Source organism: Bacteroides sp. Marseille-P8574 (assembly GCF_902825465.1).
GTDB lineage: Bacteria > Bacteroidota > Bacteroidia > Bacteroidales > Bacteroidaceae > Bacteroides > Bacteroides uniformis.
This window is the reverse complement of record NZ_CADEBE010000001.1, coordinates 2,103,085-2,126,738: the sequence shown is the minus strand read 5'-3', so window position 1 is coordinate 2,126,738 and position 23,654 is coordinate 2,103,085. Positions and strand designations below refer to the sequence as shown.

Sequence of the window (23,654 nt, the reverse complement as noted above, 5' to 3'; positions counted from 1 at the left end):
TTTTCTATGATAAAATGCTATCTTTGTCCTCAAAATAATAGGTAAGATGAAACTTCGTTCACTCTATATCCTTTCTATTGTAGGGCTGCTACTGGTAATTGTGGTGCAGATTGGTGGTATGATGTATGCTTACGACAATACCAAGAAAGAGGCGGAACGCGCACTGAACGAATGTTTCCGTCTGGCTTTTATCGAAACGGTGGACAACGAGATTAATAATTTACCGTTTCCTGACATGACTATCCCTTTTTACTCGTATCTATCCAAAGACAGTATCAGGTCTTTCGAAGATGAGATGTTTTTAAACTATCAGCAGGCAGCTTCCTTTCTCGAAGATGTATATCATGTCGCCATTCCATTAGATGTGATGGCGAGGTTGGTAGAGAAGAAACTGAAATGGAAAAATATAGACCGGACTGTAAATATCCGTCCTGCGACGGACAGAAGCAAGCGTTCGGTATATGTACGGTTCAAGTCTGTTCTTTCGGAAAAAGCCTGGTTGAATGAGAAGAAAGGAGAGGCCATTGAAGCTGTCATGTTTTCTCCTTTTATACCGCTTGTCAAGGATATAGTCTTTTTGTTCCTTCCTACGCTTCTCTTGGTTGTTTTTCTGGTGTACAGTTGGGCCAGGCAAATGGATTCCATACTTAAACAAGGTAATGATATTGAGAAGCAGCGGTCTGCTTTTTATGTGCTGGCAGAGAAGATGAGGTTGCCGATAGGTGAGGTACGTAGTCAGATATCGGAGAGCCGGTGGGCAGATATAGAAGCCTCGGGGCAACATTTGCTGGACATGACAGAACATACGCTTACGGGAGCTAAGCAAAGCGAACGGCAGCGGCAGGTGCGCAAGCAATATTCTTTTAAAGTCTTTTCGATTGTCGGGTTGATTGCCGGCTGTCTGCTGATGGTAGTCTGGTTTGTCTATCTGTACCGTGCTTCTTTCAAAGAAACTGCCTATCAGGTAAATGATTGTTTTGAAGCGGCTTTTTATGACGAGGTCTTGAAACGCCGCCTTTCTTTGCTCTACGAACAGACTGATAGGGATGGAAAGGATGAATGGGAAGAGAGTGTTGAATCGCCTTTTGCAAAGGAGCAAAGGGAATTTCTGGAGAAAGAGCAGTCGAAGTATAAGGTGAACCGCTTTGGAGTGGTACATATGTACAATCCGGTCGATTTGAATTATCGACTACGCTCTGCTTTGATTATGCAGCGCAGCATCAATGAAAGCGGAATGGAACTTCCTCTCTCCGTGCAGTACCTCGATTCTGCTTTTGCTTCCAGGTTGGAAGCCTTGGGAATGACCTATAAGAGTGGTATCCGCCAGTACTACGCTCCCTCCGATAGTACAGTGGTGGAAGCAGGATATGCCTCGGCAAAATATCAGGATATTTCTTCCCGGTTTATACCGTTGAAGGAGGACAGCATCCTTTGTATACAAGGTGTGGTGAAGAATCCGTATCGCTACGTCATAAGTTCCGTATGGTATCTGTTTCTGCCTCTTTGGGTGATGTTTTTGGTGGTGTTGGACTGTATTCTCGGCCAGGTGAAAGTTTTGCGTACACAGCGGCATTTGGAGCAATTCCAGAAGGATTTTACTTATGCTATGATACACGACATGAAGTCTCCTCTGAGTTCCATCCTGATGGGAGCTCATATTCTGAATAGCGGCAAATTGTCCGGTAAGCCCGGAAAAGAAGAGAAATACCGGCAGGCGATGATGGAAGAGTGTGAGCATCTGCTTACCCTTTCCAATCGTGTACTGGTACTTACCAAGCTGGATGAGGGACATTTGGAACTCCATCAGGAAGAGGTGCCTTTGCGGCCTTTACTTGATGATATGATTGCCAAAATTTCTCTGAAAACCAGCAAAAGGGTAGAATTTACGACCGTTTATCATCGTTGTGAAATGGTGTATGCCGATGCCTTCTGTTTGCGTGAAGTGTTGGGCAATCTGCTGGACAATGCCATTAAATATTCCCATGAAGAGGTAAAGATAGATATTATTTGCGAATCGGAGAAAGGCTTCTGCAAGATAAAGGTGTGTGACAACGGATTGGGTATTCCCTTAAAAGACCAGTCTCTTATCTTCAACCGTTTTGAACGTTCTGCAGCAGTCGGGCGAAGTGGAAGGGGCGGTGCTGCAGGTTTTGGTCTGGGCCTGAATTATGTACAGCAGGTGATGCTGGCACATGGCGGCAGGGTAGAAGTGGAAAGTGAAGAGGGGCGCTTCAGTGAATTTACACTCTACTTTCCTATTGAGACTGTATAAATTTACCACACGTGGAAATTCAATCCTTCTGATTTGTCAGTAATATAGGAGTCTCCGCCGAATGAGCGTAATTGCCAGAGGATGTAAAGGTCGTCGAAACTCATGACAGCCAGTAATATTCCAAATCGTGTGACATCATAATTGCCACTTGTCATACCATATATAAGGGGCAATATACCCAGTAGCAGGAAGGGCAGCAGGCATGTGGTGCGATATTGCCACATGCGTATCGGCGAAAACAATCTGAACAACAGTTTATGTAGGAATAGATTTACCAGGACAGCTGCCAATATACACATGAAGAATCTGACCAGCGATAGATGGCTGGTTGTTTCTCCATGTATCGACTGAAACAGAATCAGCATTGGTACTGCAAATACTATGGCAGCTATGATGCCGTATTTATTAATCCTCTTGCCCGAAACTACTATCTCTGTCCCTTTTCGGCTTTTTGTTATTGAAATATCTGCTTTCATAGTGTGGATTTTTTGTATTGATGTTGCAAAGGTAGAGTGGGGCACATGCTTCATAAGTTATCGCTACGTTAATATTAGGTTAAGAGGCGTTGTTTTCCTCGTTTATTTTATAGCAATATGACTGTTGCATTCATTCTTTTCCTTATTTTTGCAATATATAATAAACGCATTATGATAAAGTTATTGTTGGTAGAAGACGATGCAAGCTTGAGATATATAGTTCAGGGCGGGTTGGAAGATATGATAGGCGGTTATGAAGTGATTGCTGCCGCCAATGGCGAGGAGGGCTTGAAACAGTGGAAAGAACAACATCCTGATGTGATAGTATCTGATATAGAAATGCCCGTTATGAACGGTTACGAGATGGTGAAGCGTATCCGCGAGACAGATGGGGAAACTCCGATTCTGTTCTCCTCTGCCCTGATATCTCCTAAAGATGTGGTAAAAGGTTATGAAATCGGTGCCAATAACTATATAAAGAAACCGTTCATTCCCGAAGAACTGGATGCACATGTCCACGCCTTATTGAAGCTTTCCAAAGGCGAAAAATCGAAAGACACGAGTCAATGCTACAAGATAGGCAAGGAATATGTGTTGGATGCCACACATGCCACTTTGAAACATGCTTCGGGTGTAAACAAGACTTTGACTGTGCGCGAGACAGGTTTGTTGCAGATGCTTTGTGAGAAGCGGGGAGACGTTATCCGCCGGGAAGCTATCTTGGATAAATTCTGGAATACGGAAGATGATTACTTTGCTTCCCGCAGCCTGGATGTATTTGTGACGAAACTTCGGAAATTTCTTTCGGAAGACGAGTCGGTAACCATTAAAACAGTGAAAGGAGTAGGATTGATACTGATAGAAAATTAATAATGTATCCTTCTATATTGCAATAATTTAGCAGTACATGTACTGTTCTTCTGGTTTATTTTCGTTATTTTTGTATAGCAGTATTATATGAATATAAAGAAGGAGGGTATATGCGTATAAAACGGAAAGTCAGTATCTCTTGTCTTGGTGGCCGTTTGGGAATCTGCCTGCTGTTGGCTTTTGTGCCGCAATTGCTTTTTGCGCAGGAAGACAGTGTATGTTTCATTCGTGACAGTATACAGATACAGCCGGAATTCAATGAATCTCTATTCTCTCCTTTTGAGCTTCCTTCTGAAAACTCTGCCCCTTCTTCCATGTTTCATCCGGAGCACTCCTATTCCCTGCCCGATTTTTCACTGAAAGAGTCTCTTCGTCTGCCTTATCAGACCAATCCTTCCCTGCTATTTCGGGGAGATTACAGTACAAGCGGTGTATTAAGACAGTTTCCTCACGGCATGTTATTCGGTTCCGGTGGGCAGACCAGCGTACCGGGTATCGGACGTTTCAACAATGCTTCCCTGGGATATCAGCATGCCTTTAACCAAAGGCTGACGCTCCAGCTTGGCGTAGATGCCATGAAGATAAATATGATTCATTCCACCGGGCAGGCTTTCAGTACTTCGGGAGCTTTGCGGTATCAGGCTTCGGACCGTGTAGCTTTTAAGGTTTTCGGTTCGTATGCCATAGGAAATACTTACGGGATGGATACCCACCGCTACGGTGCCACCATGTCTTTGGATATGTCCGAACGTTTTGGTATGGAAGTTGGAGTACAACGTTATTACGATGCTTATCGCGGTCGTTGGGAGACGGTTCCCGTTGTGATTCCCTATTATAATTTCGACAAGTTTAAATTAAGTCTGGATGTAGGTGGAATCTTGTATGAGATTCTGCGTAACACCGTCTTTGATAATAGAGGGGGCAGTGGCGGAGCGACTATTGCCCCACCACGTTTTCAGATGCCGCCATTGAGATAAGATAAGTATAAATCAGCTTTTTGTAGGGACAATCATCAAACAATTTACTACTGTTACATAATATTATTGCTAATGTAGAAATACTTTCATGATATTTCGTTTATTTTTTGTTTTGCTGTTCGTTTTTGTGCGGACAGTTGTCCGAAAATGGACATTACTATAAAATAGTTATTCTTTGATAATCAGTGATTTAATTCTTTGGCACGCAGATTGACTATATATAGGCGAAGGCGGTTATGAAACAACAACCTCCTCAGAGAAAGAAGTAATAACAATAAAAAATAACGATTATGAAAGCAACAGTATTTTCAAAAGCAGTGGTAATGATGGCAGTGGTAATGGCAAGTGTAATGAACTTTTCTGCAAGCGCGACAACTCCTGCCGATTATGTGAAAAACGAGGAGATGACCGGAGAACTGATGACCGCCAAGACTATCTTCCGCAATGAGGACGGACACCTTTTCCGTCACCTCCGCTACACTTACACTTATGACAGTGAGAACCGTGTGACGAGCAAGGAAGCTTTCAAGTGGGATAGCGTAAAGGAAGCCTGGGTGCCTTATTTCAAGCTGGATGTTGAATACACTGACAGTGAAGTTGAGTTGAACTATGCCCGTTGGAACAGTAGAACTAATGGTTACGACAGCTATACGCAAACTACCGTTTACGAACTGAATGACAGCAATGCGGCTTTGATGTTGGCAAGTACCAAATAAAGGATAATATATCAAATACAAAAGAGCCAAGTATCGTGAGGTGACACACCTTTGATACTTGGCTCTTTTTCGTTGAGGAAATGTATTATTGTTTCTCTGTTATCAGTCCGACAGCATAATTCAGCACTGTATCTTCATCCTTCATGAAATCTGCTACGGTTTGGGATACTTGATGATGGGGCGGTATGCCTATACCTTCCATGGGGAAACCTTTAGAAGAGACGTCCGGCTGGCGGGTAGGGATACGGAAATAGGTCCGCTGTTTGGTACAGAAAGGACGGGGGCCATTGCCGGTATCCCCTCCGGTAGCTTCGCCGATGAGGGTGACATTTCCGCTTTCCTTCATGTCGAGTGTGAAGCTCTCGGCAGCAGAGAGCGTATATGTGTCGGTCAGCAGATAGATTTTACCTCTATAGGCGTCGGCTTCGGGCTGCATGATGTAGCTCTTGCTGACGCAGTGTGGTTGTGCTTCGCGGATGAAGTACTTGCAGATGTTTACTCCATTCATGCTGTTTCCTCCGCCGTTTCTACGTACGTCTATAATGAGGTATGGTAAATCCTTGACTTTGGGATAGACCGCCTTGAAATCTTCCATGACGGGGTTCATCATGGTTTTGATGGTAAGGTAACCAATGCTGTCTTGTAATATCCTGCTCTCCACAGTTTGTTCTTCGTTATCCGGAAAATAGTCCCTTTGTTTCAAGGGAAGGGTGGCGGTCAGAGTATCGCCCCCTCTCAGCAGTGTATAGTTTCTTAGGGTGTCTGCATAACTACGGAACGCATCATAGGCTGTACGGAGCCGTCTGTGGGGGACGGTAGATGCTTCGGTATATTTTTCGTTCTGTTCAATCCATTGTTTATAGGGGAGTCCGTTGATAGCTATAATCCGGTCTTTGTCCTGGAAGCCGTATTCTGTCAGATAGTCACTGGGTTTGTCAACGAACAAGGAATCCTCTATAAAGGCTACGCGCTGATTGGCTGTGTACCTCTTGTAGCAGGTAATGGCGTGGGCGCATTGTAAGGCAGAGATGTATTCCTGCACTATCAGTCCGTAGTCTGTGGTGGTCTGCGCCTGGCGAACGCGGGCGTCACAAGCTTGATACAATGAATCCATATTCAGATGCTTGGCCTGGTATAATGAATAATTCTCCATGACAATCTGGTGTATTTCTTTGAAATCTTCTTCAAACTGCGAGGGGGGTAACGGTAGTTCCGCGATGTAGAAGTTTTCTACATCAATCTGCTTGTCATTATAGAAATAGTTGGCATAAACATACAAACCACACCAAATGGTTGCCAGTACAGCCATTACGATGACTATTACTTTTGAAATTTTTTTCAGAATCTTCATGTTTTATAGAGTTTAGTCGATATTTGCTTTTTCGGCAAAAATAGTAATAATTTTTGTTAATCTTATTTTTCTAACTCCTTATTTGCCAATAATGGTAACATGGAGGTAACTAACTGAGCTTCAAGTGCCTTCTTGTACGATGTCTGGTAGTTGGCTAACTTTGCAGCCGTAAATCAAAACATACTAAGGAGAAGTGATTATGAAGAACTATCAGAAAGTAAATGTGCCTGCAGGCGAGGCACGTGTCGAGTTGCACGATTCATTGAATCTGACTGGTGCAGAAGTATCTATCAGCAATTTGCCGGCTGGTGCAGGAGTACCTTTTGTGCATTCGCACAAGCAAAATGAAGAAATTTATGCCGTCCTCTCCGGACGCGGCACCATGGTGGTTGACGGAGAAACCGTAGAACTGCAGGCGGGTGACTGGCTTCGCGTGGCTCCGGCAGGAGAACGCCAATTGTCGGCTGCGGCAGACAGCGCCATCAGTGTGATTTGTATTCAGGTGAAAGCCGGCTCTCTGGAAGGCTTTACGATGACGGACGGTGTGGTGAAGTAAGAGGAAGTCACACAAGTAGAATTAAGGTGATAGGGGATGGTCTGTGGTGCAGGCTATTCCCTATTGTCATATGATGTGCAGTGATTTATTGACTGCGATTTGTTTTAAGTCAAAATAATCATATATTTTGTACTATACCTAAGAAAACAGACTATGTCAACTGATGCAATAAAACAGAAATTATGATTAAATTGAAGAAAGAGCATTGTTTCTGTCACATAACGAGGACCCAATCAAAGAGCTTAAAACTAAAAATTGAAAACATAATATCATGACCCAGCATAATGCCATCAAGCTTTTCGAAGCGAAGAAAGTCCGAACCGTTTGGGACGACATAGAAGAAAGATGGTACTTCTCAATAGTAGATGTGGTGACAGTCTGCTGTATGCCTATCCAGTTACGTCTCCGATAGATTGGAAAAGGAAAGATATAAGAGGAAACGTGTTTTCATTTTGTTCTTGTTTTGGGCGCAAAAGTAATAAATATCTCCGTTAACCTAACATTAACGTAACGATAACCTAAAAGATTTTTACCACCTCCTATCTTTGCAATGTCGAAAGGGAACAACTCCCCCAAAGACAAGAACTTGAAACAAAATGTATAACTTAAAAAATAGAACCATTATGAAGACTTTAGTAATTTCAGCAATCATCGCAATGACCTCTTTAGTAAACGTAGTAAGCGCAGCAGCCGTTAATCGTACAGACAACTTTGCCTATAATACCGAAACCAACGACGGCCGTGTGGAAACACAAACCGTATTCAAAGTGGAGAATCAGAAATTCCTGCACCACCACTTGAAGTACAATTACATTTACGACAACTCCGGTCGCATCTCCCAAAAAGAAGTGCTGAAATGGAACGAATCCACGCAAAGCTTTGAGAAGCACCACAGTCTTAACTTCTTCTATACGGATGACGTCACTGTGGAATACGCCCTCTGGAACGAGCAAAGCAATGCCTACACCGACATCAAGCAGAAAGCCGTCTATCGGCAGACCGACAGCAGTGTCCTGCGCTACCTCAGCTACGAATGGGACGAAAAGAACAATGTCTGGAGCTTGACAGCACCATCACATGACGGGTGAATCTGTGCAGTTATTGGCAGAGAAATAAGAAAACACGATTTCTATTCTATTTATTTTAAAAACCAAGACATTATGGCAATATTATTTCGCAAACACGAACGTTTAAGTAATTTGGCACAGAATTCTGTAAAAAGGTATATCCTACAATTATATATAAATACAGCAATCCGGCAAGACTGAAAGAAGTGGCAAAGGAAATCAGCACCATGTCCAGTGGGAGTGAGGGTAATTCCTATAGTGTGCTGAAAGTTATCTGAAGAAATCACTGTTGGCAGGTCGTATCGTGACTGAGTAAATTCTGAAAATATAGAGACTATGGGCCTCCTTTCTACACTGTGTGCGGGAGGGAGGCCTTCTTCTCTTCCAAAAATAACCGGATTGCCTTTCTTGAACAAACAATTATAAATATCTTTGGAGCATTATTCACTCATTAAACTAACAGAAAACACCATGAAAGTCACAAACAAATCAACAGTGAGAGTAGGCGCGGCAGGAGTCGCAGTCATTGGAATTATAGTATTGTTCTTGGTCATGTTTGCCGTGGAGCGTATTGATTCGGGACAGACGGGCATCATCGTCAATCTGGCCGGTAGTGAGCGTGGAGTAGATGATGCCAAGGTGGAAACCGGATGGGTGGTTTACAACCGTTTTGCCAAGCAGCTATTCGAATATCCTGCATTTGCGCAGATTGTAGACTACGAACCTTTCGACATTCAGGACAAGAAGGGAACCATCTTCAAGACAGACCCTACTATAGAATACTTCATTGAGCGGGAGGATGCCAAAGTAGTTTTTCTACGCTATCGCAAGACTACCGAAGAATTGGAACAGAGTGTTATCCTGACAGAAGTGAAGAACGCTTATAAGGACGTGGCAGGACTCTATGAGACGGATTCGCTCATCAACAACCGTCCGGCTTTCGAGAAGGAGGTGGAGGCATTACTGAAGGAGCGTCTCAGTACCCGTGGCTTTACGTTTACCAACATACAGTCGTCCGTGAAACCCAACGATGTGCTGCAAGCTGCCATTGACGAAAAGAATACTGCTGTGCAGAATGCCTTGAAGGTGGAGAATGAAAAGAAAGCCGCTATAGCCGAGGCGGAAAAGGTAGTAGCTGCCGCCAAGGGTAAGGCAGATGCCAACCGTATCCTTCAACAAAGCATCACGCCGGAATTGATTCAACTAAAGGCTGTGGAGAAATGGGACGGGAAATTGCCGTTGTCTACCGGTGGAAATACGTTGCCATTCCTGAAGTTGCAATGACAATCTCTATGAGACCCCATTGGCAACTTGATTCTTTTGGGGAGGTACTGATTATGTGCGCGGATAATCACAAATAAATCAAGCGGTAAGCCATCTATCTCTCTATTTGCTAAGATTTATTCGTCCGATACTTGTTGAATTATCGTCCGACAGCCGTTGAATTATCGTCCGACAATTGTCGGACGATAATTCAACGGCTGTCGGACGAATAAGTTTTAGTAAGCAAGAATTTAAAATGCAGTATTGCAGGAATTGTTGCTTAAATAGGGAATGTAGTAAATGGGAGACAACTGTTGCTCATCCTTGTTGGGATCGCATGAACAAGGTTTTCAAGAAGATAAAGGGCGTTTCGCCGAGTGAATATGTACTTTTGTAAGGGAAAAGGGGAAAGATACGAAAGGTATGGGCATAAAAAAAGGAGTACCGCTGTACTCCAACCTTTGTTAACCTTAAATCTAATACTATGAAAAACACATTGCAAAGGTACGAACTTTTTGCTTATCTCCAAATAAAGCAAATAAAAAAGACTGTTTTATAACATGTTTTAGGAAAATGCGTCTCTTTGTTAAGGCTTGCTAAGGTTTTGAAGCCTCTCCGTGGCTGTTTTCTAAAAAAGAATTATCTTTGTCACATTAAGTTTTGGGTCTTACTTGACGATTTCCTGCTCTCTTGGCTCAAAGCTTTGGAAATTAAAAATTAAAGACTTGTATGCACGAAGATATTGTCCTTACCCCGATGATGAAGCAGTTCCTCGACTTGAAGGCAAAGCATCCCGATGCTGTCATGCTGTTTCGTTGTGGTGACTTCTATGAAACCTATTCCACCGATGCCGTCGTCGCGTCCGAAATCCTCGGTATTACCTTGACCAAACGTGCCAATGGCAAGGGGAAAACCATCGAAATGGCGGGTTTCCCGCATCATGCGCTCGACACCTATCTGCCCAAGCTGATACGTGCCGGCAAGCGTGTGGCCATCTGCGACCAGTTGGAGGACCCGAAGCTGACGAAGAAACTGGTGAAGCGCGGCATCACGGAGCTGGTGACGCCGGGAGTTTCCATCAACGACAATGTGCTGAACTACCGGGAGAACAACTTCCTGGCTGCCGTGCATTTCGGTAAGGGTGCCTGCGGTGTGGCTTTCCTGGACATATCTACGGGCGAATTTCTGACGGCGGAAGGACCTTTCGACTATGTGGACAAGCTGCTGAACAACTTTGCCCCCAAAGAGGTGCTTTTCGAGCGTGGCAAGCGGCTGATGTTCGAAGGAAACTTCGGCAGCAAGTTCTTCACCTTCGAGTTGGACGACTGGGTGTTTACCGAGACATCTGCCCGCGAAAAGCTGCTGAAGCATTTCGAGGTGAAGAACTTGAAAGGCTTCGGTGTGGAGCATCTCAAGAACGGTATCATCGCTTCGGGAGCCATCCTGCAATACCTCATCATGACGCAGCATACGCAGATAGGGCATGTCACTTCGCTGGCACGCATCGAGGAGGATAAGTATGTCCGCCTGGATAAGTTCACGGTGCGCAGCCTGGAGTTGATGGGGTCGATGAACGACGGTGGCAGTAGTCTGCTGAATGTGATAGACAAGACCATCAGCCCGATGGGTGCCCGCCTGCTGAAACGCTGGCTGGTATTCCCGTTGAAGGACGTGCAGCCGATTAACGAGCGGCTGAATGTGGTGGAATACTTTTTCCGCCAGCCCGATTTCAAAGAGTTGATAGAAGAGCAGTTGCATTTGATTGGCGACTTGGAACGCATCATCTCCAAAGTGGCGGTAGGGCGTGTCTCTCCGCGTGAGGTGGTGGCGTTGAAGGTGGCTTTGCAGGCGATAGAACCCATCAAGGCAGCTTGCATGGATGCCGATAATGCCAGCTTGAATCATATAGGCGAGCAGTTGAATATCTGCCAGTCTATCCGCGACCGTATTGACCGGGAGATAGACAATGACCCGCCGTTATTGATTAATAAGGGAGGTGTCATCAAATCCGGTGTCAGTGCCGAGCTGGACGAGTTGCGCCGGATTGCCTACTCCGGCAAGGATTATCTGTTGCAGATACAGCAGCGCGAGAGCGAACTGACAGAGATTCCCAGTTTGAAGATAGGCTACAACAATGTTTTCGGCTACTACATCGAGGTGCGCAACACGCATAAGGACAAGGTGCCGGCAGAGTGGATACGCAAGCAGACCCTTGCCAATGCCGAGCGCTATATTACCCAGGAATTGAAGGAATACGAGGAGAAGATTCTCGGCGCGGAGGACAAGATACTGGTACTGGAAACACAACTCTATGCAGAGCTGGTACAATCTTTGAGCGAGTTCATTCCTGCCATTCAAATCAATGCGAACCAGATAGCACGGTTGGACTGCCTGCTCTCCTTTGCCACAGCGGCGCGCGAGAACAACTATATACGCCCCGTCATTGCCGACGACGATGTGCTGGAAATCCATCAGGGACGGCATCCGGTCATTGAGAAGCAGCTCCCCATCGGCGAGAAGTATATTGCCAACGATGTGATGCTGGACAGCCAGACGCAGCAGATTATCATCATTACGGGTCCCAACATGGCGGGTAAGTCCGCTTTGCTGAGGCAGACGGCGCTGATTACGCTACTGGCTCAAATCGGCAGTTTCGTGCCTGCGGAGAGTGCCCATATCGGTTTGGTGGATAAGATATTCACCCGTGTGGGTGCCAGCGATAATATTTCCGTGGGCGAGTCTACCTTTATGGTGGAGATGAACGAGGCGGCGGATATCTTGAACAACCTTTCTCCCCGCAGCCTGGTGCTGTTCGACGAGCTGGGACGCGGTACTTCTACGTACGACGGTATTTCCATCGCCTGGGCGATTGTGGAGCATATCCATGAGCATCCAAAGGCGAAGGCACGCACCTTGTTTGCCACGCACTACCATGAGTTGAATGAGATGGAGAAAAGCTTCAAGCGTATTAAGAACTACAACGTTTCGGTGAAGGAGATAGATAACAAAGTCATCTTCCTGCGCAAATTGGAGCGCGGCGGCAGCGAACACTCCTTCGGTATCCATGTAGCCAAAATGGCAGGTATGCCCAAAAGCATCGTGAAGCGTGCCAATGACATTCTGAAACAACTGGAAACGGACAACCGCCAGCAGGGGATTTCCAGCAAACCGATGGTGGAAGTGGGAGAGACACGCGGTGGTATGCAGCTCAGCTTCTTTCAGCTCGACGACCCGGTGCTGTGCCAGATACGCGATGAGATACTGAATCTGGATGTGAATAACTTGACGCCGCTGGAGGCGCTGAACAAGCTGAATGATATTAAGCGGATAGTGAAAGGGAAGTGATTTTTGCTTATAGGAGAAAACGTGGAATTTCAGGACTTGTACAAGTTTTTGCACAAGTCTTGAAACTCCATGGTTAATAGTTTTTCATATAAAATTATTCTTCCAAGATTATCTCTAATTCTGCTATGGCAGCTTTCTTTCCTTTGTCATGGGCCGATAATCCCGATAGTTTCACATAGCGTGCCCGGCAAGGAGTAAATTCTATAGTTTGCGTTGCTGTACCTATATGGAAGGTGCCATAGGTAATGGGCTGCCCCCAATTTTTTCCATCTTTGCTTGCATATACTTCATAGGAAGCTATCCGTCCTTCTTCGCTATCTTGTCGCGGAGTGTAGCGGATACCCTTTATAGTGGCCTCTTTGGATAGGGAAAAATGTATCTCATGAGGGTAGGGAGCTATGTAGAATTGGTTGTGTACCGTGTGCCAATAGGTGTTTATGTTACCGTCTGCCGCCAGCTTCATGCTGTTGTCTGCATCGCTGTCTACGGAGACCACTATTTGTCTCTGGGATGCTCCGCTGATGTTTTTCAGGATGCTCACATTCAGTTCGGCTGCCGAAGCCCATTTCCTGCCGTGCATTTCGGACAAGGGAACGAATTTGAAGTAACGGGCAGTGACGGGTGTTTCCAATGTTATGGTTTGGGCAGACGTCAGATTGGAGAATGTACCTTTGACGGTGCTTTCCCAATTTTTTCCGTCTTTGCTGAAGCTTAGCTCGTAGTCTTTGACGTGTCCGTTATCATTGGAATGTCGTGCCGTGTAGATGAATTTGTCCACTACCAGCAGGGAAGCCATGTCTACCACAATGCTGTGTGGAAACTCTGGAATGGGTTCGTGCCAACGGGTGTGCCAATACGTGGAAGGGTCTCCGTCGATGGCGTTTTGCGCCTCTTCTCCTTGGCTGTCGCTGCTGGAGGAGACCACCTTCCATGCCGAGTGGTCTACGAATATGGGTAGTTCCATAGTAGTGACCAGGCTCTTGCCTAATTTTCCAGAAACAGCGTATGTTTGTATCTTTCCACCGTCAATGAACTCGAATGGAGCTGTGTATTCCCGGTATTCGTTACCGTTAAGGCTGTAGAAGATGGTCGCGTCCGGAGTTCCGGTACTCATTTGCAGGTAACCGTTGTTATCGCGTTCTACCATTACGGGCATGCATGCAGGCATCTGTACGCGTGCTTTCTTGGTAAGCTCACTTTGCGTGTAGCTTCTTTCCAAAGGCATCATGATGAAGCTGAATGCTACGGGAGTTGCTTGCAGTTCGTATTTTTTCATCGGGCCTGGACCGCAGCTTGCGTTGCCCAGAGGACGATTGTGGGCATCAAGACAAAGAACTGTCTCCTTGCGCATCGGGATGTCGTATTTGTGAATCAGTTTTTGCAGATGGTCGGGGTCTGCCATGTCTTGTGCTCTGACATGCAGGGCAGAAGCCGCCATTTGGTCGCCTGCCACGAAAACGAAGCCCATACCGTCGGCGTTGGTGATGGAAATCCAGCGTACCTCTTCATGGTTACCCATCTCCTGAGGCTTTACATAGTTCACCCATTGGTCGGATACTGTACTTTCGTATACGCCTATTGGGGTGGCATCCTTGCGGTCTACGTAGTTTTCCCATGGGCCACGTCCATACCAACGCATACGCTCGAAGCCTTCGGGCAGTTCCATTCGATAGCCCACACGCGGAATGATTTCGCTGTCGGATACCGGGATGATGACACTGTTCACCATGATGGAACCATCGGCATTTACGGTGTATTCTATTTCTGTGCGATACTCAAAACCGAGTTTACCTTTGTGGCAGTTCCGGATGTGCAGGATTATTCTGTCCTCTTCTTGGTGGGTTTCCCATTTGCCGGTTTCCGCTTGCAGCTGGTAAAGGCCTTTGCGTTGCCAATCGCCACTTACCTGTTTATCGTTGTCGGTGGGAGCACGGAAGAGGTTCAGTTCGAGTCCTTTACTTATCAGGGGGATATTATTCAATGTATATGCCGATAAAGTTCCTTCTTCCTTGGAGAAGACAGCTTCAAAACGTTCACCTTTCACCACCAATGCGTCGGCAGTTTCGTTTAGATTGATGTTTCCTTTTTCGGGTACGAATATAGGTTTCTCGCTGCTTGATAGCTTGAATTGTTCGGTGGCTACCTCGTAGTCGGCTTTTGCCCATTCGGTATCTCTTTTTTGGCAGAAACTGAAATTGATAAAGTATTCTGCTCCGGGTACCTTCGTTGCGGGTATGTCTGGCAGGGTGATGACTTTGCTTGCCTGTGCTTCCAGCTTCAAATCTTCCAGATTGCCTGAGCAGACGGTCCTTCCATCTTCCGTTATTTCGTATCTCCCGTAGAGGTCTTCTATATTGGCATGGAATCGTTTGTTGCTGATTCTATATTTGCCATTCCCTAATGCTTCTATGCGGATGGGTTGATGTATCTTCTTCATTTCATAGGATTTGGCAGATAATGTACGGTCGGAGAAGATGACGCCGTTGGTACAGAAGTTACCGTCGTTGGGCTTGTCACCAAAGTCACCGCCTACGGCCATGTAGAAGCCTTTGCCGTCGGGAGTGGGCATACGCAGGCTTTGGTCCACCCAATCCCAGATGAAACCTCCGATGAGTGCCGGATAGCGTTCGTAGGTTTCCCAGTATTCCTTGAAGTTTCCTATGGAATTTCCCATGGCATGGGCATACTCGCATACTACGTGAGGTTTCACGATCTCGCCCTTTTGTATTTTCTCCAATCGTTCACGGCCTACGTTTTCCAGCCAGTCCACACTTGGGTACATGCAACTGGTCACGTCGCAGAAGGAACTGTTTCCCTCGTAGTGGGTGGGGCGGGTAGTATCCAAACGTTTGATGGCCTTTTCAGCAGTGGAGAAGTTGTTTCCGTTTCCCGATTCGTTGCCCATGGACCACATTACGATGGAAGCGTGGTTACGGAAACGTTTCACTTGGTTCTCGTTGCGCTCGGTGAATGATTTTTCCCACTGTGGCTCGTGTGAGAGACGCATTTCGCCGTGGCACTCTACATTGGCTTCTGCCAATACATAGATGCCATAGCGGTCGCATAGGTCGTAAAAGTAAGGGTTGTTGGGGTAATGGGAGGTACGGACAGCATTTACGTTCAGCGCTTTCATTAGTTGTACGTCCTTTTCCATCTCTTCTTTGGAGACGGTACGGCCATTCAATGGGCTGTGATCGTGGCGGTTGACACCTTTGAAAAGAGTGGGTTTGCCGTTAATCAGCAGTTGTCCGTTTTTGGCAAACTCTATTTCGCGGAAGCCTACCTTTACACTACGTAGGTCTGTCACTTTTCCTTTCTGTTTTAGGGTCAGGGTCAGGTTGTAGAGGCTGGGTGTTTCGGCTGTCCATTTCAGTGGGTTCTTCACATCGAATTCCAGATGGGTACTACCTATTTTTGTGGCGTGGATAGTGCGTGATAGCACTTCCTTTCCTTCTGTGTCGGAGAGCTTCACTATGAGTTCGGCAGAACTTTTCTTACCGGTGATTTCCACGTCCAAAAAAACTGTAGCATTACGATAATCTCCGTCCAAGTCGGTTCGGAAGAAGAAGTCCCTAATTTGCGTGCGTGGTGCTGACCATAGGAATACATCGCGGAAGATACCGCTGAACCGCCAGAAATCTTGACATTCAAGAAAACTTCCATCGGTGAAACGGTACACTTCAACTGCCAATGTGTTTTTTCCTTCTTGTAAATAGGGAGTCAGATTGAACTCGGCAGGTAAGTAGCTGTCTTCTGAATAGCCCACTTTTTTACCGTTCAACCAAAGATAGAAACCTGCTTCCACTCCATTGAAGCGAATAAATACATCTCTGCCCTTCCAAGATGTGGGCAAAGTGAATTCACGTCGGTAACTGCCTACGGGATTGGGCATGTTGGCAAAAGTATAGTCTGCCGGGCGAGGTTGGATGACGTTGGGCCATTGTACTCCTTTACTGTAATCACAGAAAGGGTAAATGGTATTACAATACAAAGGCTTGTCCCAGGGCTTATTATGGCGTACAGCCTCTATCTGCCATGTGGCGGGCACTTTGATGTTATCCCAGCCACTTACGTCGTAGTCGGGCTTGAAGAAATCCTTCTGCCGTTTTTCGGGGTCGGCCACCCAATGGAATTTCCATGTACCGTTCAGAGTTTGATAATAGGGGGATTCCTCGATGCTCAAGCGTAGGGCTTGTCCTTCGTCGGCAAAGGGAATAGCGGTTTGGCATGCCGTTTCTTTGTTCACTCCCGAAATGTTCAGGTCATTCCATTCGGGTTGTTCGTGAGTTTGTGCTGTTGCGGTAGCAAGCAGCCCGGTGAATGCGATACTCAAAAAAGAGCTTCTTTTCATAAATGCAGATGGTATAAGATGATTAAGTATTAGTGATTTCCTGTCCTTCCTTCACGTTCTTCTTTTGCTGTTCGCAGTATTGACGGGGTGGCATTCCGTAACGTTGTGAAAAAGCTTTATAGAAAGTGCTTCGGTTGGTGAATCCCGTGCGGTCCATCAGCTCTTCGATGGTGAAGTTGCTGGAGACTAACAAGCGTTCCGCCGTGGAGAGGCGGTATTCTTTGATGATGTCGGCAGGCGATTTGTCAGTAAGTGGTTTCAGTTTGCGGTAGAACTGCCGGCTGCTGTAGCCCATTTCCTTACTCAAAAGTTCTACTTGCAGGTCTGGATTGGCTAAGTTCTTTTCAATGACTTCTGTCATTTTCTCTAAGAATTCTTGTTCTTCTTTGTGCAAGCAGCTTCCTTCTTTCCAGGTAAAGGTGCTGAGTGCCGAACTATAATATTCCTTCAGGTTTTCTTCGCGGCGGATGAGATGATAGACCATCTTTTCCAAATATTTCACATTGAAAGGCTTGGTGACATAGGCATCCGCCCCCGATTCCAGTCCTTTTACTTGGTCGTCTTCGTGATGCAGTGCTGAGAGCAGGATTAGGGGAATATGGCTCCACAGCTTGTGTTGCTTGATGGTGGAGGTGAAGGATAACCCATCTATATCGGGCATCATCACGTCTGAGATGATGAGATCTGGCTGTCGTTGCTCCAGGCTGTCTAATGCCTTTTGGGCATTATTGAAAGAGAGTACGTTGTATTTCTCTGTGAATATTTCGGATACGAACCACAGCATGGAAGGGTCATCATCTATCACCATGACCGTCTGCTTGTTTGCGTCGAATTCTTGGGTGTATTTTTCGGGCAATTCTTGCACTTCTTCGGTGGGAATGCTTGGAGAAGCCGCTTCGTATGCTGTTTGCGGTACTTCTTGTCCGTTGGGGGGGAGCGAGGGAAGGCTTACAGTGAAGGTGGTCAGTTCGCCCGGTGTGCTTTCGATGTTTATGTCTCCTTCCAACAGTGTCACCATGTTTTTGCAGATGGCCAACCCCAGTCCGTTTCTTGAGTTTTTGCCGTTCATCTCCACGGAGTCGAGAATCTTATAGCGGTCGAATATCTTTCCGAGATTTTCCGGTGTGATGCCTTTGCCGGTATTGGCTATCTTCAAAATAAGACGTTCGTTTTTCGTGTACAATGTTACGCTGATGTTCCCCTTGTCGGGTGTGTACTTGAAAGCGTTGGATATGAGGTTTCCGGCTATTTTGTTGAAGCAGCTCAGGTCGGTGTTCCATGTCAGTTCAGGGGCTATGTCAAGGCAGTAGTTCATTTCTCTGTTTTCCGCCATGTCACCGAAGGATTCGGCGATGTCCCTTAACTTTTCGGAAACAGGTTGCGGCTGTATGGAGAGCATTTTGTTTTCCGTTTCCAGTCTTCTGAACTCCAGCAATTCCACAATGAGACCATTCAGCTTTTCCACATTTTGCTGAATCATCTTGGCGTAGCGGTGCGTGTAGATATCTGTCTCCTTGTGGGTGAGTATCTTCTCGCACGGTCCCTGAATCAGGGTGAGGGGGGTGCAAAACTCGTGGGTGATGTTGGTGAAGAAGCGTAGTTTTGATTCATAGACTTCCTCTTTTTTCTGTCGTTCCATTTTCTTCATCATGTGCTGCCGCTTCAGGCGGTAGGTATAGAATGCATAGGCGACTATGCCTGTACATAATAGTAACCCTAACAAAAAGTAGCCCACATAGGCCCAGGTACTGAGATACCAGGGAGGAGCGATGTAAATGGTGAAGGCTTGCGGATGGCTTTCTTTACCGTTGATGTTGTTGCGGTATTTCACAAACAGAGTATATTCTCCGGGGGAAAGGTTGGAGAAGATGGCATTGGGTGAAACTCCGTTTTCTATCCATTGGTCGCTTGCTTCCTTTAGTTTATAGGAGTAGAAATAGTCGTTTCCGTTAATGTAGTCTGTTATCCGGAAGTTGAGCTGGAAGAAGTTGTGTTTGTAGTCCAGTTGTAGCACGGGCTTCCCGTCTTTGTAATGTAAAAAGTCATGCAGGTTGTATTCCTTACCGAAGATGGAAAGTCCTTTCAGGCTGATTTCGGGCATATAGTCCGTGGTGATGTAAGAATCGGGCTTCACGGTGACGAAGCCGTTTACACCTCCAAAGAAAAGGATTCCCGTAGCATTGTCTTTGTAGAAGGCTCCATCACTAAATTCGGTCACGGCCAGTCCGTTTCCGTTGTTGTAGGTCTGCTTGGTCTGTTCTTGGGGATTGAGTCTCATTAATCCTTGATTGGTACTCACCCAGAGATTGCCTCGGTTGTCCTCCAAGATACCATGTACGGTGCTGTTGGTGTAGAGCTTTGCACTGATGCTGTCTGGGTTTCCGTCTTCGTTTGAGTAGAAGCGGAGAAGCCCTGATCCAGTGCCCAGCCAGTAGCCTTGCTCGTTTTTGTGTATGGCGAACACATCGTTGGCGGTTTGGCTGTTTACCAAGTTGTTGAAGCGGAACTGTGCCATTTCTCCAGTACGTACATCAATGCGGTAGGCTCCGAGCCCTCTGTTCCCGAACCACAGCGTAGAGCTGCTTTCACGGTAGGAGGTGAAAAAATAGTTTGATGCCATATGTCCGTTACTCACCAAAGTCCGTGTAGCATGCTTCACAATAGGATCTTTTCTCTGATTTTCTAGTGTCACCTTTACGATTCCTTCGCCCACGGTGGAAATCCAAAGTGTACTGTCATTGGTTTGATCAATGGAGTGCACATATTTCACTTTGGTTCCATTGGCTTGTACCGCCAGTTCTTTCAATTGGTGGGTAGAGTAGGAATAATAATTGATTCCGTTTTCCGTACCTATCCAAAGTCGGTCTTTTCCACCGGGTGCAAAACAGTAGACGGAGTTGTCAGTCAATGTGCTGTTACCGGTGATGAGACGATCATGTTTTTCGGGTGTATTGTTGACAAGATAATTCGGTATACGCAATATGCCACTGCCTTTGGTTCCTATCCATAAGGTTTGCTGTGGGTCGAGGTAAAGGCTGCGTACCGGGTTGTTCACCTGATATGCGGGAGTGTTGAGCAGGGTGTTGGTCATGGTGAATGTGTCATTGTAAAGCATGTATAACCCTTCTCCGTCGGTAGCTACCCATACGATATCTTGAAATTTGTCTTTCATCAGACAGAAGATGCCCGACTGTATTTCAGTGTATTCTATACGGTATTTAATCTTTTGGTTTGCTTCATATTTCAGTACTATCAAGCCGCTGCTTTTGAAACCGATACAGAAATCATTTTCTCGTTTGATGATGGAAGATACTTCACCTCGTTTTTCTATTTCGTCTTTCAGGTCGGCAATGTAGTAACACTGTCGGTTGCTGAAACTATATTCGTAGAGGGCATAGGTTTCATCAATGAAGTAGGCTGAATCTTCTCCGATGAAGGCATGCTTCAAGCCGTGATGTCCAAATGGCTTTTCCGGAATCAGTGTCACGCTTTTTCCCGTGTGGTTCAGACGATAGCAACGAGTGTTGTTTCCAGTTGCGAATATCCAAAGCAGGTTGTTGGAATCAATGGTCATGGACAGTACTTTATTAAAATCCATGGAAGAGATGTTTAACTGGAGAAATTTCTGGTTCTCTTGTTGGTAGTGATACAGATTTCCGTCATCTTTCAGCACTAACATGCACTTGTTGTTGCTTCGTGCCAAGAAGATGTTGTCCTTGAATTCGGTAAAGGTCCGGCAGGTCTGTCGGTATGTATCCAATCTGTCTAACCCGTAGTTGGTTTGTAACCACAGTATGCCTGGCTCTGATTCTACGATCTGGCTGATAATGTTGCCTGACAATAGGTTGCGTGACACATCAGCGGGCGTATATAGGTGGATATTGTTGCCGTCAAACACGTTCAGTCCGTCGCATGTTCCTATCCATAGTACACCTTGGCTATCTTGGTAAAGGGATTGGATGGCACTATTGGAAAGACCGTTTTTATTGGAGAATTGCCGTAGGCTGTAAGCGTACACAAAATCCGGAAAACAGCATAAGAGGCTGATAAGCAATAAAATCGTATGGCCTTTCCAGTATATGTCTTTCATGTGGCTTGTTGTATTGATTTTGAGTTGCAAAGATATATTTTAAGGTGGAAACAGTCAATATTTGCAATATATTTCTTTAGTTGTAGGCTTACAGTTTGCTTTGTATCTGCTCCGTATCCTTAGAAATGTATTTGTACGGAGCAGATAGGTATGGATATGATTAGCGAATGACCGCAGCGAATCCACCGTTGCGTGCCAAACGGACTGTGATATGGTCGCCTTTCTTCAAGGATTGTTCTTGCTTGCGGTAGTCCATGGCTTGGTGGTCAGCGTTGATGCCGTCTTCAAAAGAGGTCATGAGATAATTTTTTCCTTCTTGCAGGAAATCAAGGGAGATGTTAAAGACCCGTTCACGTTCGCGGTTGTTGGTCATGCCTCCTATATACCATTGTTCTCCTTTGCGTTTGGCCACGATGGCATATTCTCCTGCTTTGGCTTCGAGAGCGATGGTTTCGTCCCATGTTTGGGGTACTTGGGTGATGAAACGTGTACACTCGTCGTTGCGATAATAGAGGGTAGGATTGTCTGCCATCATCTGCAGGCCGGTTTCAAAAAGAACAAAGAGTGCCATCTGATAGGCACGTGTGCCGATGCTGGCAGAATTGGGACGTTCGGAATGGTAGACTTCAGGCTGCATGCTAAGCATGGCGCCGGGAGTATAGTCCATGGCTCCTACTGCGTTGCGTATGAAGGGGAAATAGACACTGTTGTCGGGACGGCATCCGCCCATTTGCTCCATACCTCTTACGCCTTCGTAGGAGAGTACGTTTGGGTATTTGTATTCTAATCCGGCAGGTTTGAAAGCACCGTGAAAGTCAACGAAGAGATGGTGTTTGGCGGCTTCATGTGCTACGCGTTCATAGAAGTTTACCATCCATTGGTCGCTACGATCCATGAAATCTATCTTTACGCCTTTCACACCCCACTTTTCGAAAGTTTCGAATAGGTCAAAGTGGTTTTCTACCGTAAGCCAAGTGAGCCATAACACAATGCCTACGTTTTTTTCTTTGCCGTAGCGGATGAGTTCGTGTATGTCTACCGAGGGATTGGGTTTATAGGGGTTGCGGGTGTTTATGGCCCAGCCTTCGTCCATTACTATATATTCTACGCCGTAGTGGGATGCGAAGTCGATGAAGTATTTGTAGGTGTCAAGGTTGCAACCTGCTTTGAAGTCCACGTCGGGGCCGTAGGGTGTGGCTCCGTTCCACCATTCCCAGCTGGCTAGTCCTGGTTTAATCCAAGAGGTGTTTTCTATGACATTCTTTTCAGCGAGGCGATAGGATAGAGTGTTTTCTATAAGTTTGCGGTCATCGTTGGTAATGACGAAGTAACGCCATGGATAACTGCGCTTGCCTGCGGTACGGGCTATGCAGTTGGCTTCTTTCAGAATCTTGAGACTGCGGTCACCGTCTTCTCCGAATTCAAGAGGCAGACGGGGGAAGACGGCGGTAATGCCGCCTTGTCCATCGTTTTTCAGAAACATGGCGGGATAGTCTGTCAGATTGGTTTCACTCATGAGGATTTTGTCACCTTTGGGTGTGCTGGCTAAAAGGGGAAGCAGAGCCATGCGATTGGAGTTTTTCCACTCGCTGCTTGTTTGGTGGCGATATTCTTCTTCATAGGAAGTCTTAAAGCCGTCAGGTTGCTGAAGATGTAGCAGGCAATCATCCACAAAGTTCAGGCGGAGGATTTCATTCATTATTTCTTGCTCGCCTTTCAGGTCAGTAAGGAAGCGGTAGGCGAATCCGTCATCAAAGGCACGGAACTCTACTGAATAGCCTCCTTTAAACTTCAGTAGCAATTGGTTGTAGCGGTTGGTTATAGTAGAGAATTTCAGGGGTACGATGGGAGTCAGTTCCTCGTTTACATTTTGGCGTACTACTTTGTTTAGTTTAGGATGGATGCCCAGCTGGTGGTTGGCAGTTTCCAGACCAATGACACAGTTGTCCATCAGTGTTTGATTTCCTTGGGTTACATCATATTGGATTTGATCGGTCAGCTCCACTGAGATGCGGATGTTTCCGCTGGGTGAGGCCAGTTGATGTACTTTCTGTCCGAAAGCGGTCAGTGAGAGGCAGAGAACTGCCGAGAGTAGGAATTGTTTTTTCATGTTCTTAGCTTTTGGATTTTTACAATATACAAAAGTAGTTTGTATTCTGTAGGAAATGTATGCTATTTATGACATAAATATATAAAATCATGCCACAGACGACTTTTTACATATCTATGTCGCGAATCTGTACAGTATGAGAGTGAAGGATGGGCTATTTTTGTTACCAACATTCCACATGTCAGAAAACTATTGTTGCCGGATGGAGGC

Annotated in this window: 14 protein-coding genes; 9 read left to right on the top strand and 5 right to left on the bottom strand. The window is 45.9% G+C overall.

The annotated features are described in order from the left end of the window. Positions 1 to 46 precede the first annotated feature (46 nt). Positions 47 to 2,272: a sensor histidine kinase KdpD gene (locus HUX74_RS09035; RefSeq protein ID WP_009037489.1), complete on the top strand. Its 2,226-nt coding sequence runs from the start codon at positions 47 to 49 to the stop codon at positions 2,270 to 2,272. Between the two features lie 2 nt (positions 2,273 to 2,274). Here HUX74_RS09035 and HUX74_RS09030 read toward each other — a convergent pair whose 3' ends face one another. Then, on the bottom strand, positions 2,275 to 2,748 hold the full coding sequence (locus HUX74_RS09030; protein ID WP_227187434.1) for a metalloprotease family protein: 474 nt from the start codon (positions 2,746 to 2,748) through the stop codon (positions 2,275 to 2,277). Between the two features lie 171 nt (positions 2,749 to 2,919). Here HUX74_RS09030 and HUX74_RS09025 point away from each other — a divergent pair, with 171 nt between their 5' ends. From HUX74_RS09025 to HUX74_RS09015, 3 genes are all read left to right on the top strand, one after another. Beyond that, entirely contained in the window at positions 2,920 to 3,618 is a 699-nt protein-coding gene (locus tag HUX74_RS09025; protein WP_009037487.1) for a response regulator transcription factor, read from the top strand. A 110-nt stretch (positions 3,619 to 3,728) separates the two neighbouring features. After that, entirely contained in the window at positions 3,729 to 4,595 is an 867-nt protein-coding gene (locus tag HUX74_RS09020) for a hypothetical protein (protein WP_174646531.1), read from the top strand. Positions 4,596 to 4,885: 290 nt separating this feature from the next. After that, the gene (locus HUX74_RS09015) at positions 4,886 to 5,311 is read left to right on the top strand and encodes a DUF3836 domain-containing protein (RefSeq protein ID WP_005824804.1); all 426 of its coding nucleotides are present in this window, start codon (positions 4,886 to 4,888) and stop codon (positions 5,309 to 5,311) included. Positions 5,312 to 5,396: 85 nt separating this feature from the next. Here the strand turns inward: HUX74_RS09015 and HUX74_RS09010 are convergent, their stop codons facing one another. After that, the gene (locus HUX74_RS09010; RefSeq protein ID WP_174646530.1) at positions 5,397 to 6,662 is read right to left on the bottom strand and encodes a S41 family peptidase; all 1,266 of its coding nucleotides are present in this window, start codon (positions 6,660 to 6,662) and stop codon (positions 5,397 to 5,399) included. A gap of 199 nt (positions 6,663 to 6,861) precedes the next feature. On the opposite strand from HUX74_RS09010, the gene HUX74_RS09005 reads away from it, so the two are divergent. The 5 genes from HUX74_RS09005 (at position 6,862) to mutS (ending at position 12,893) form a co-directional block, all read left to right on the top strand. Further along, complete coding sequence (locus HUX74_RS09005; RefSeq protein ID WP_005824807.1) at positions 6,862 to 7,218, top strand: cupin domain-containing protein; 357 nt, start codon at positions 6,862 to 6,864, stop codon at positions 7,216 to 7,218. A 271-nt stretch (positions 7,219 to 7,489) separates the two neighbouring features. Beyond that, positions 7,490 to 7,630, top strand: a complete 141-nt coding sequence (locus tag HUX74_RS09000) for a hypothetical protein (RefSeq protein ID WP_005824809.1) — start codon at positions 7,490 to 7,492, stop codon at positions 7,628 to 7,630. Positions 7,631 to 7,841: 211 nt separating this feature from the next. Further along, positions 7,842 to 8,306 carry a DUF3836 domain-containing protein gene (locus HUX74_RS08995; RefSeq protein ID WP_174646529.1) on the top strand — a complete coding sequence of 155 codons (465 nt, stop codon included), beginning with the start codon at positions 7,842 to 7,844 and terminating at the stop codon, positions 8,304 to 8,306. A gap of 450 nt (positions 8,307 to 8,756) precedes the next feature. Continuing rightward, positions 8,757 to 9,569 (top strand): SPFH domain-containing protein, encoded by an 813-nt coding sequence (locus HUX74_RS08990; RefSeq protein WP_005824816.1) that lies wholly within the window; start codon positions 8,757 to 8,759, stop codon positions 9,567 to 9,569. A gap of 708 nt (positions 9,570 to 10,277) precedes the next feature. Then, a complete protein-coding gene (mutS, locus tag HUX74_RS08985; protein ID WP_005824820.1) occupies positions 10,278 to 12,893 on the top strand; it encodes a DNA mismatch repair protein MutS in 2,616 nt (871 codons plus the stop codon). A 94-nt stretch (positions 12,894 to 12,987) separates the two neighbouring features. On the opposite strand, the gene HUX74_RS08980 is transcribed toward mutS, so the two are convergent. The 3 genes from HUX74_RS08980 to HUX74_RS08970 form a co-directional block, all read right to left on the bottom strand. Further along, positions 12,988 to 17,244, bottom strand: coding sequence for a glycoside hydrolase family 2 TIM barrel-domain containing protein (locus HUX74_RS08980; protein WP_174646528.1), 4,257 nt, complete (start codon positions 17,242 to 17,244; stop codon positions 12,988 to 12,990). Positions 17,245 to 17,266: 22 nt separating this feature from the next. After that, a complete protein-coding gene (locus HUX74_RS08975) occupies positions 17,267 to 21,334 on the bottom strand; it encodes a hybrid sensor histidine kinase/response regulator transcription factor (RefSeq protein ID WP_174646527.1) in 4,068 nt (1,355 codons plus the stop codon). A 160-nt stretch (positions 21,335 to 21,494) separates the two neighbouring features. Further along, on the bottom strand, positions 21,495 to 23,444 hold the full coding sequence (locus HUX74_RS08970; protein WP_174646526.1) for a glycoside hydrolase family 97 protein: 1,950 nt from the start codon (positions 23,442 to 23,444) through the stop codon (positions 21,495 to 21,497). Between the last annotated feature and the right edge of the window lie 210 nt (positions 23,445 to 23,654).

Excerpts from the sequence above, each read along its gene's own strand:
- HUX74_RS09005 (WP_005824807.1), top strand. The coding sequence starts at position 6,862 with ATGAAGAACTATCAGAAAGTAAATGTGCCTGCAGGCGAGGCACGTGTC.
- HUX74_RS09035 (WP_009037489.1), top strand. The coding sequence starts at position 47 with ATGAAACTTCGTTCACTCTATATCCTTTCTATTGTAGGGCTGCTACTG.
- HUX74_RS08975 (WP_174646527.1), bottom strand. The coding sequence starts at position 21,334 with ATGAAAGACATATACTGGAAAGGCCATACGATTTTATTGCTTATCAGC.
- HUX74_RS09020 (WP_174646531.1), top strand. The coding sequence starts at position 3,729 with ATGCGTATAAAACGGAAAGTCAGTATCTCTTGTCTTGGTGGCCGTTTG.
- HUX74_RS09015 (WP_005824804.1), top strand. The coding sequence starts at position 4,886 with ATGAAAGCAACAGTATTTTCAAAAGCAGTGGTAATGATGGCAGTGGTA.
- HUX74_RS09025 (WP_009037487.1), top strand. The coding sequence starts at position 2,920 with ATGATAAAGTTATTGTTGGTAGAAGACGATGCAAGCTTGAGATATATA.
- HUX74_RS09010 (WP_174646530.1), bottom strand. The coding sequence starts at position 6,662 with ATGAAGATTCTGAAAAAAATTTCAAAAGTAATAGTCATCGTAATGGCT.
- HUX74_RS08980 (WP_174646528.1), bottom strand. The coding sequence starts at position 17,244 with ATGAAAAGAAGCTCTTTTTTGAGTATCGCATTCACCGGGCTGCTTGCT.
- HUX74_RS09030 (WP_227187434.1), bottom strand. The coding sequence starts at position 2,748 with ATGAAAGCAGATATTTCAATAACAAAAAGCCGAAAAGGGACAGAGATA.
- HUX74_RS08990 (WP_005824816.1), top strand. The coding sequence starts at position 8,757 with ATGAAAGTCACAAACAAATCAACAGTGAGAGTAGGCGCGGCAGGAGTC.
- HUX74_RS08970 (WP_174646526.1), bottom strand. The coding sequence starts at position 23,444 with ATGAAAAAACAATTCCTACTCTCGGCAGTTCTCTGCCTCTCACTGACC.
- HUX74_RS09000 (WP_005824809.1), top strand. The coding sequence starts at position 7,490 with ATGACCCAGCATAATGCCATCAAGCTTTTCGAAGCGAAGAAAGTCCGA.
- mutS (WP_005824820.1), top strand. The coding sequence starts at position 10,278 with ATGCACGAAGATATTGTCCTTACCCCGATGATGAAGCAGTTCCTCGAC.
- HUX74_RS08995 (WP_174646529.1), top strand. The coding sequence starts at position 7,842 with ATGAAGACTTTAGTAATTTCAGCAATCATCGCAATGACCTCTTTAGTA.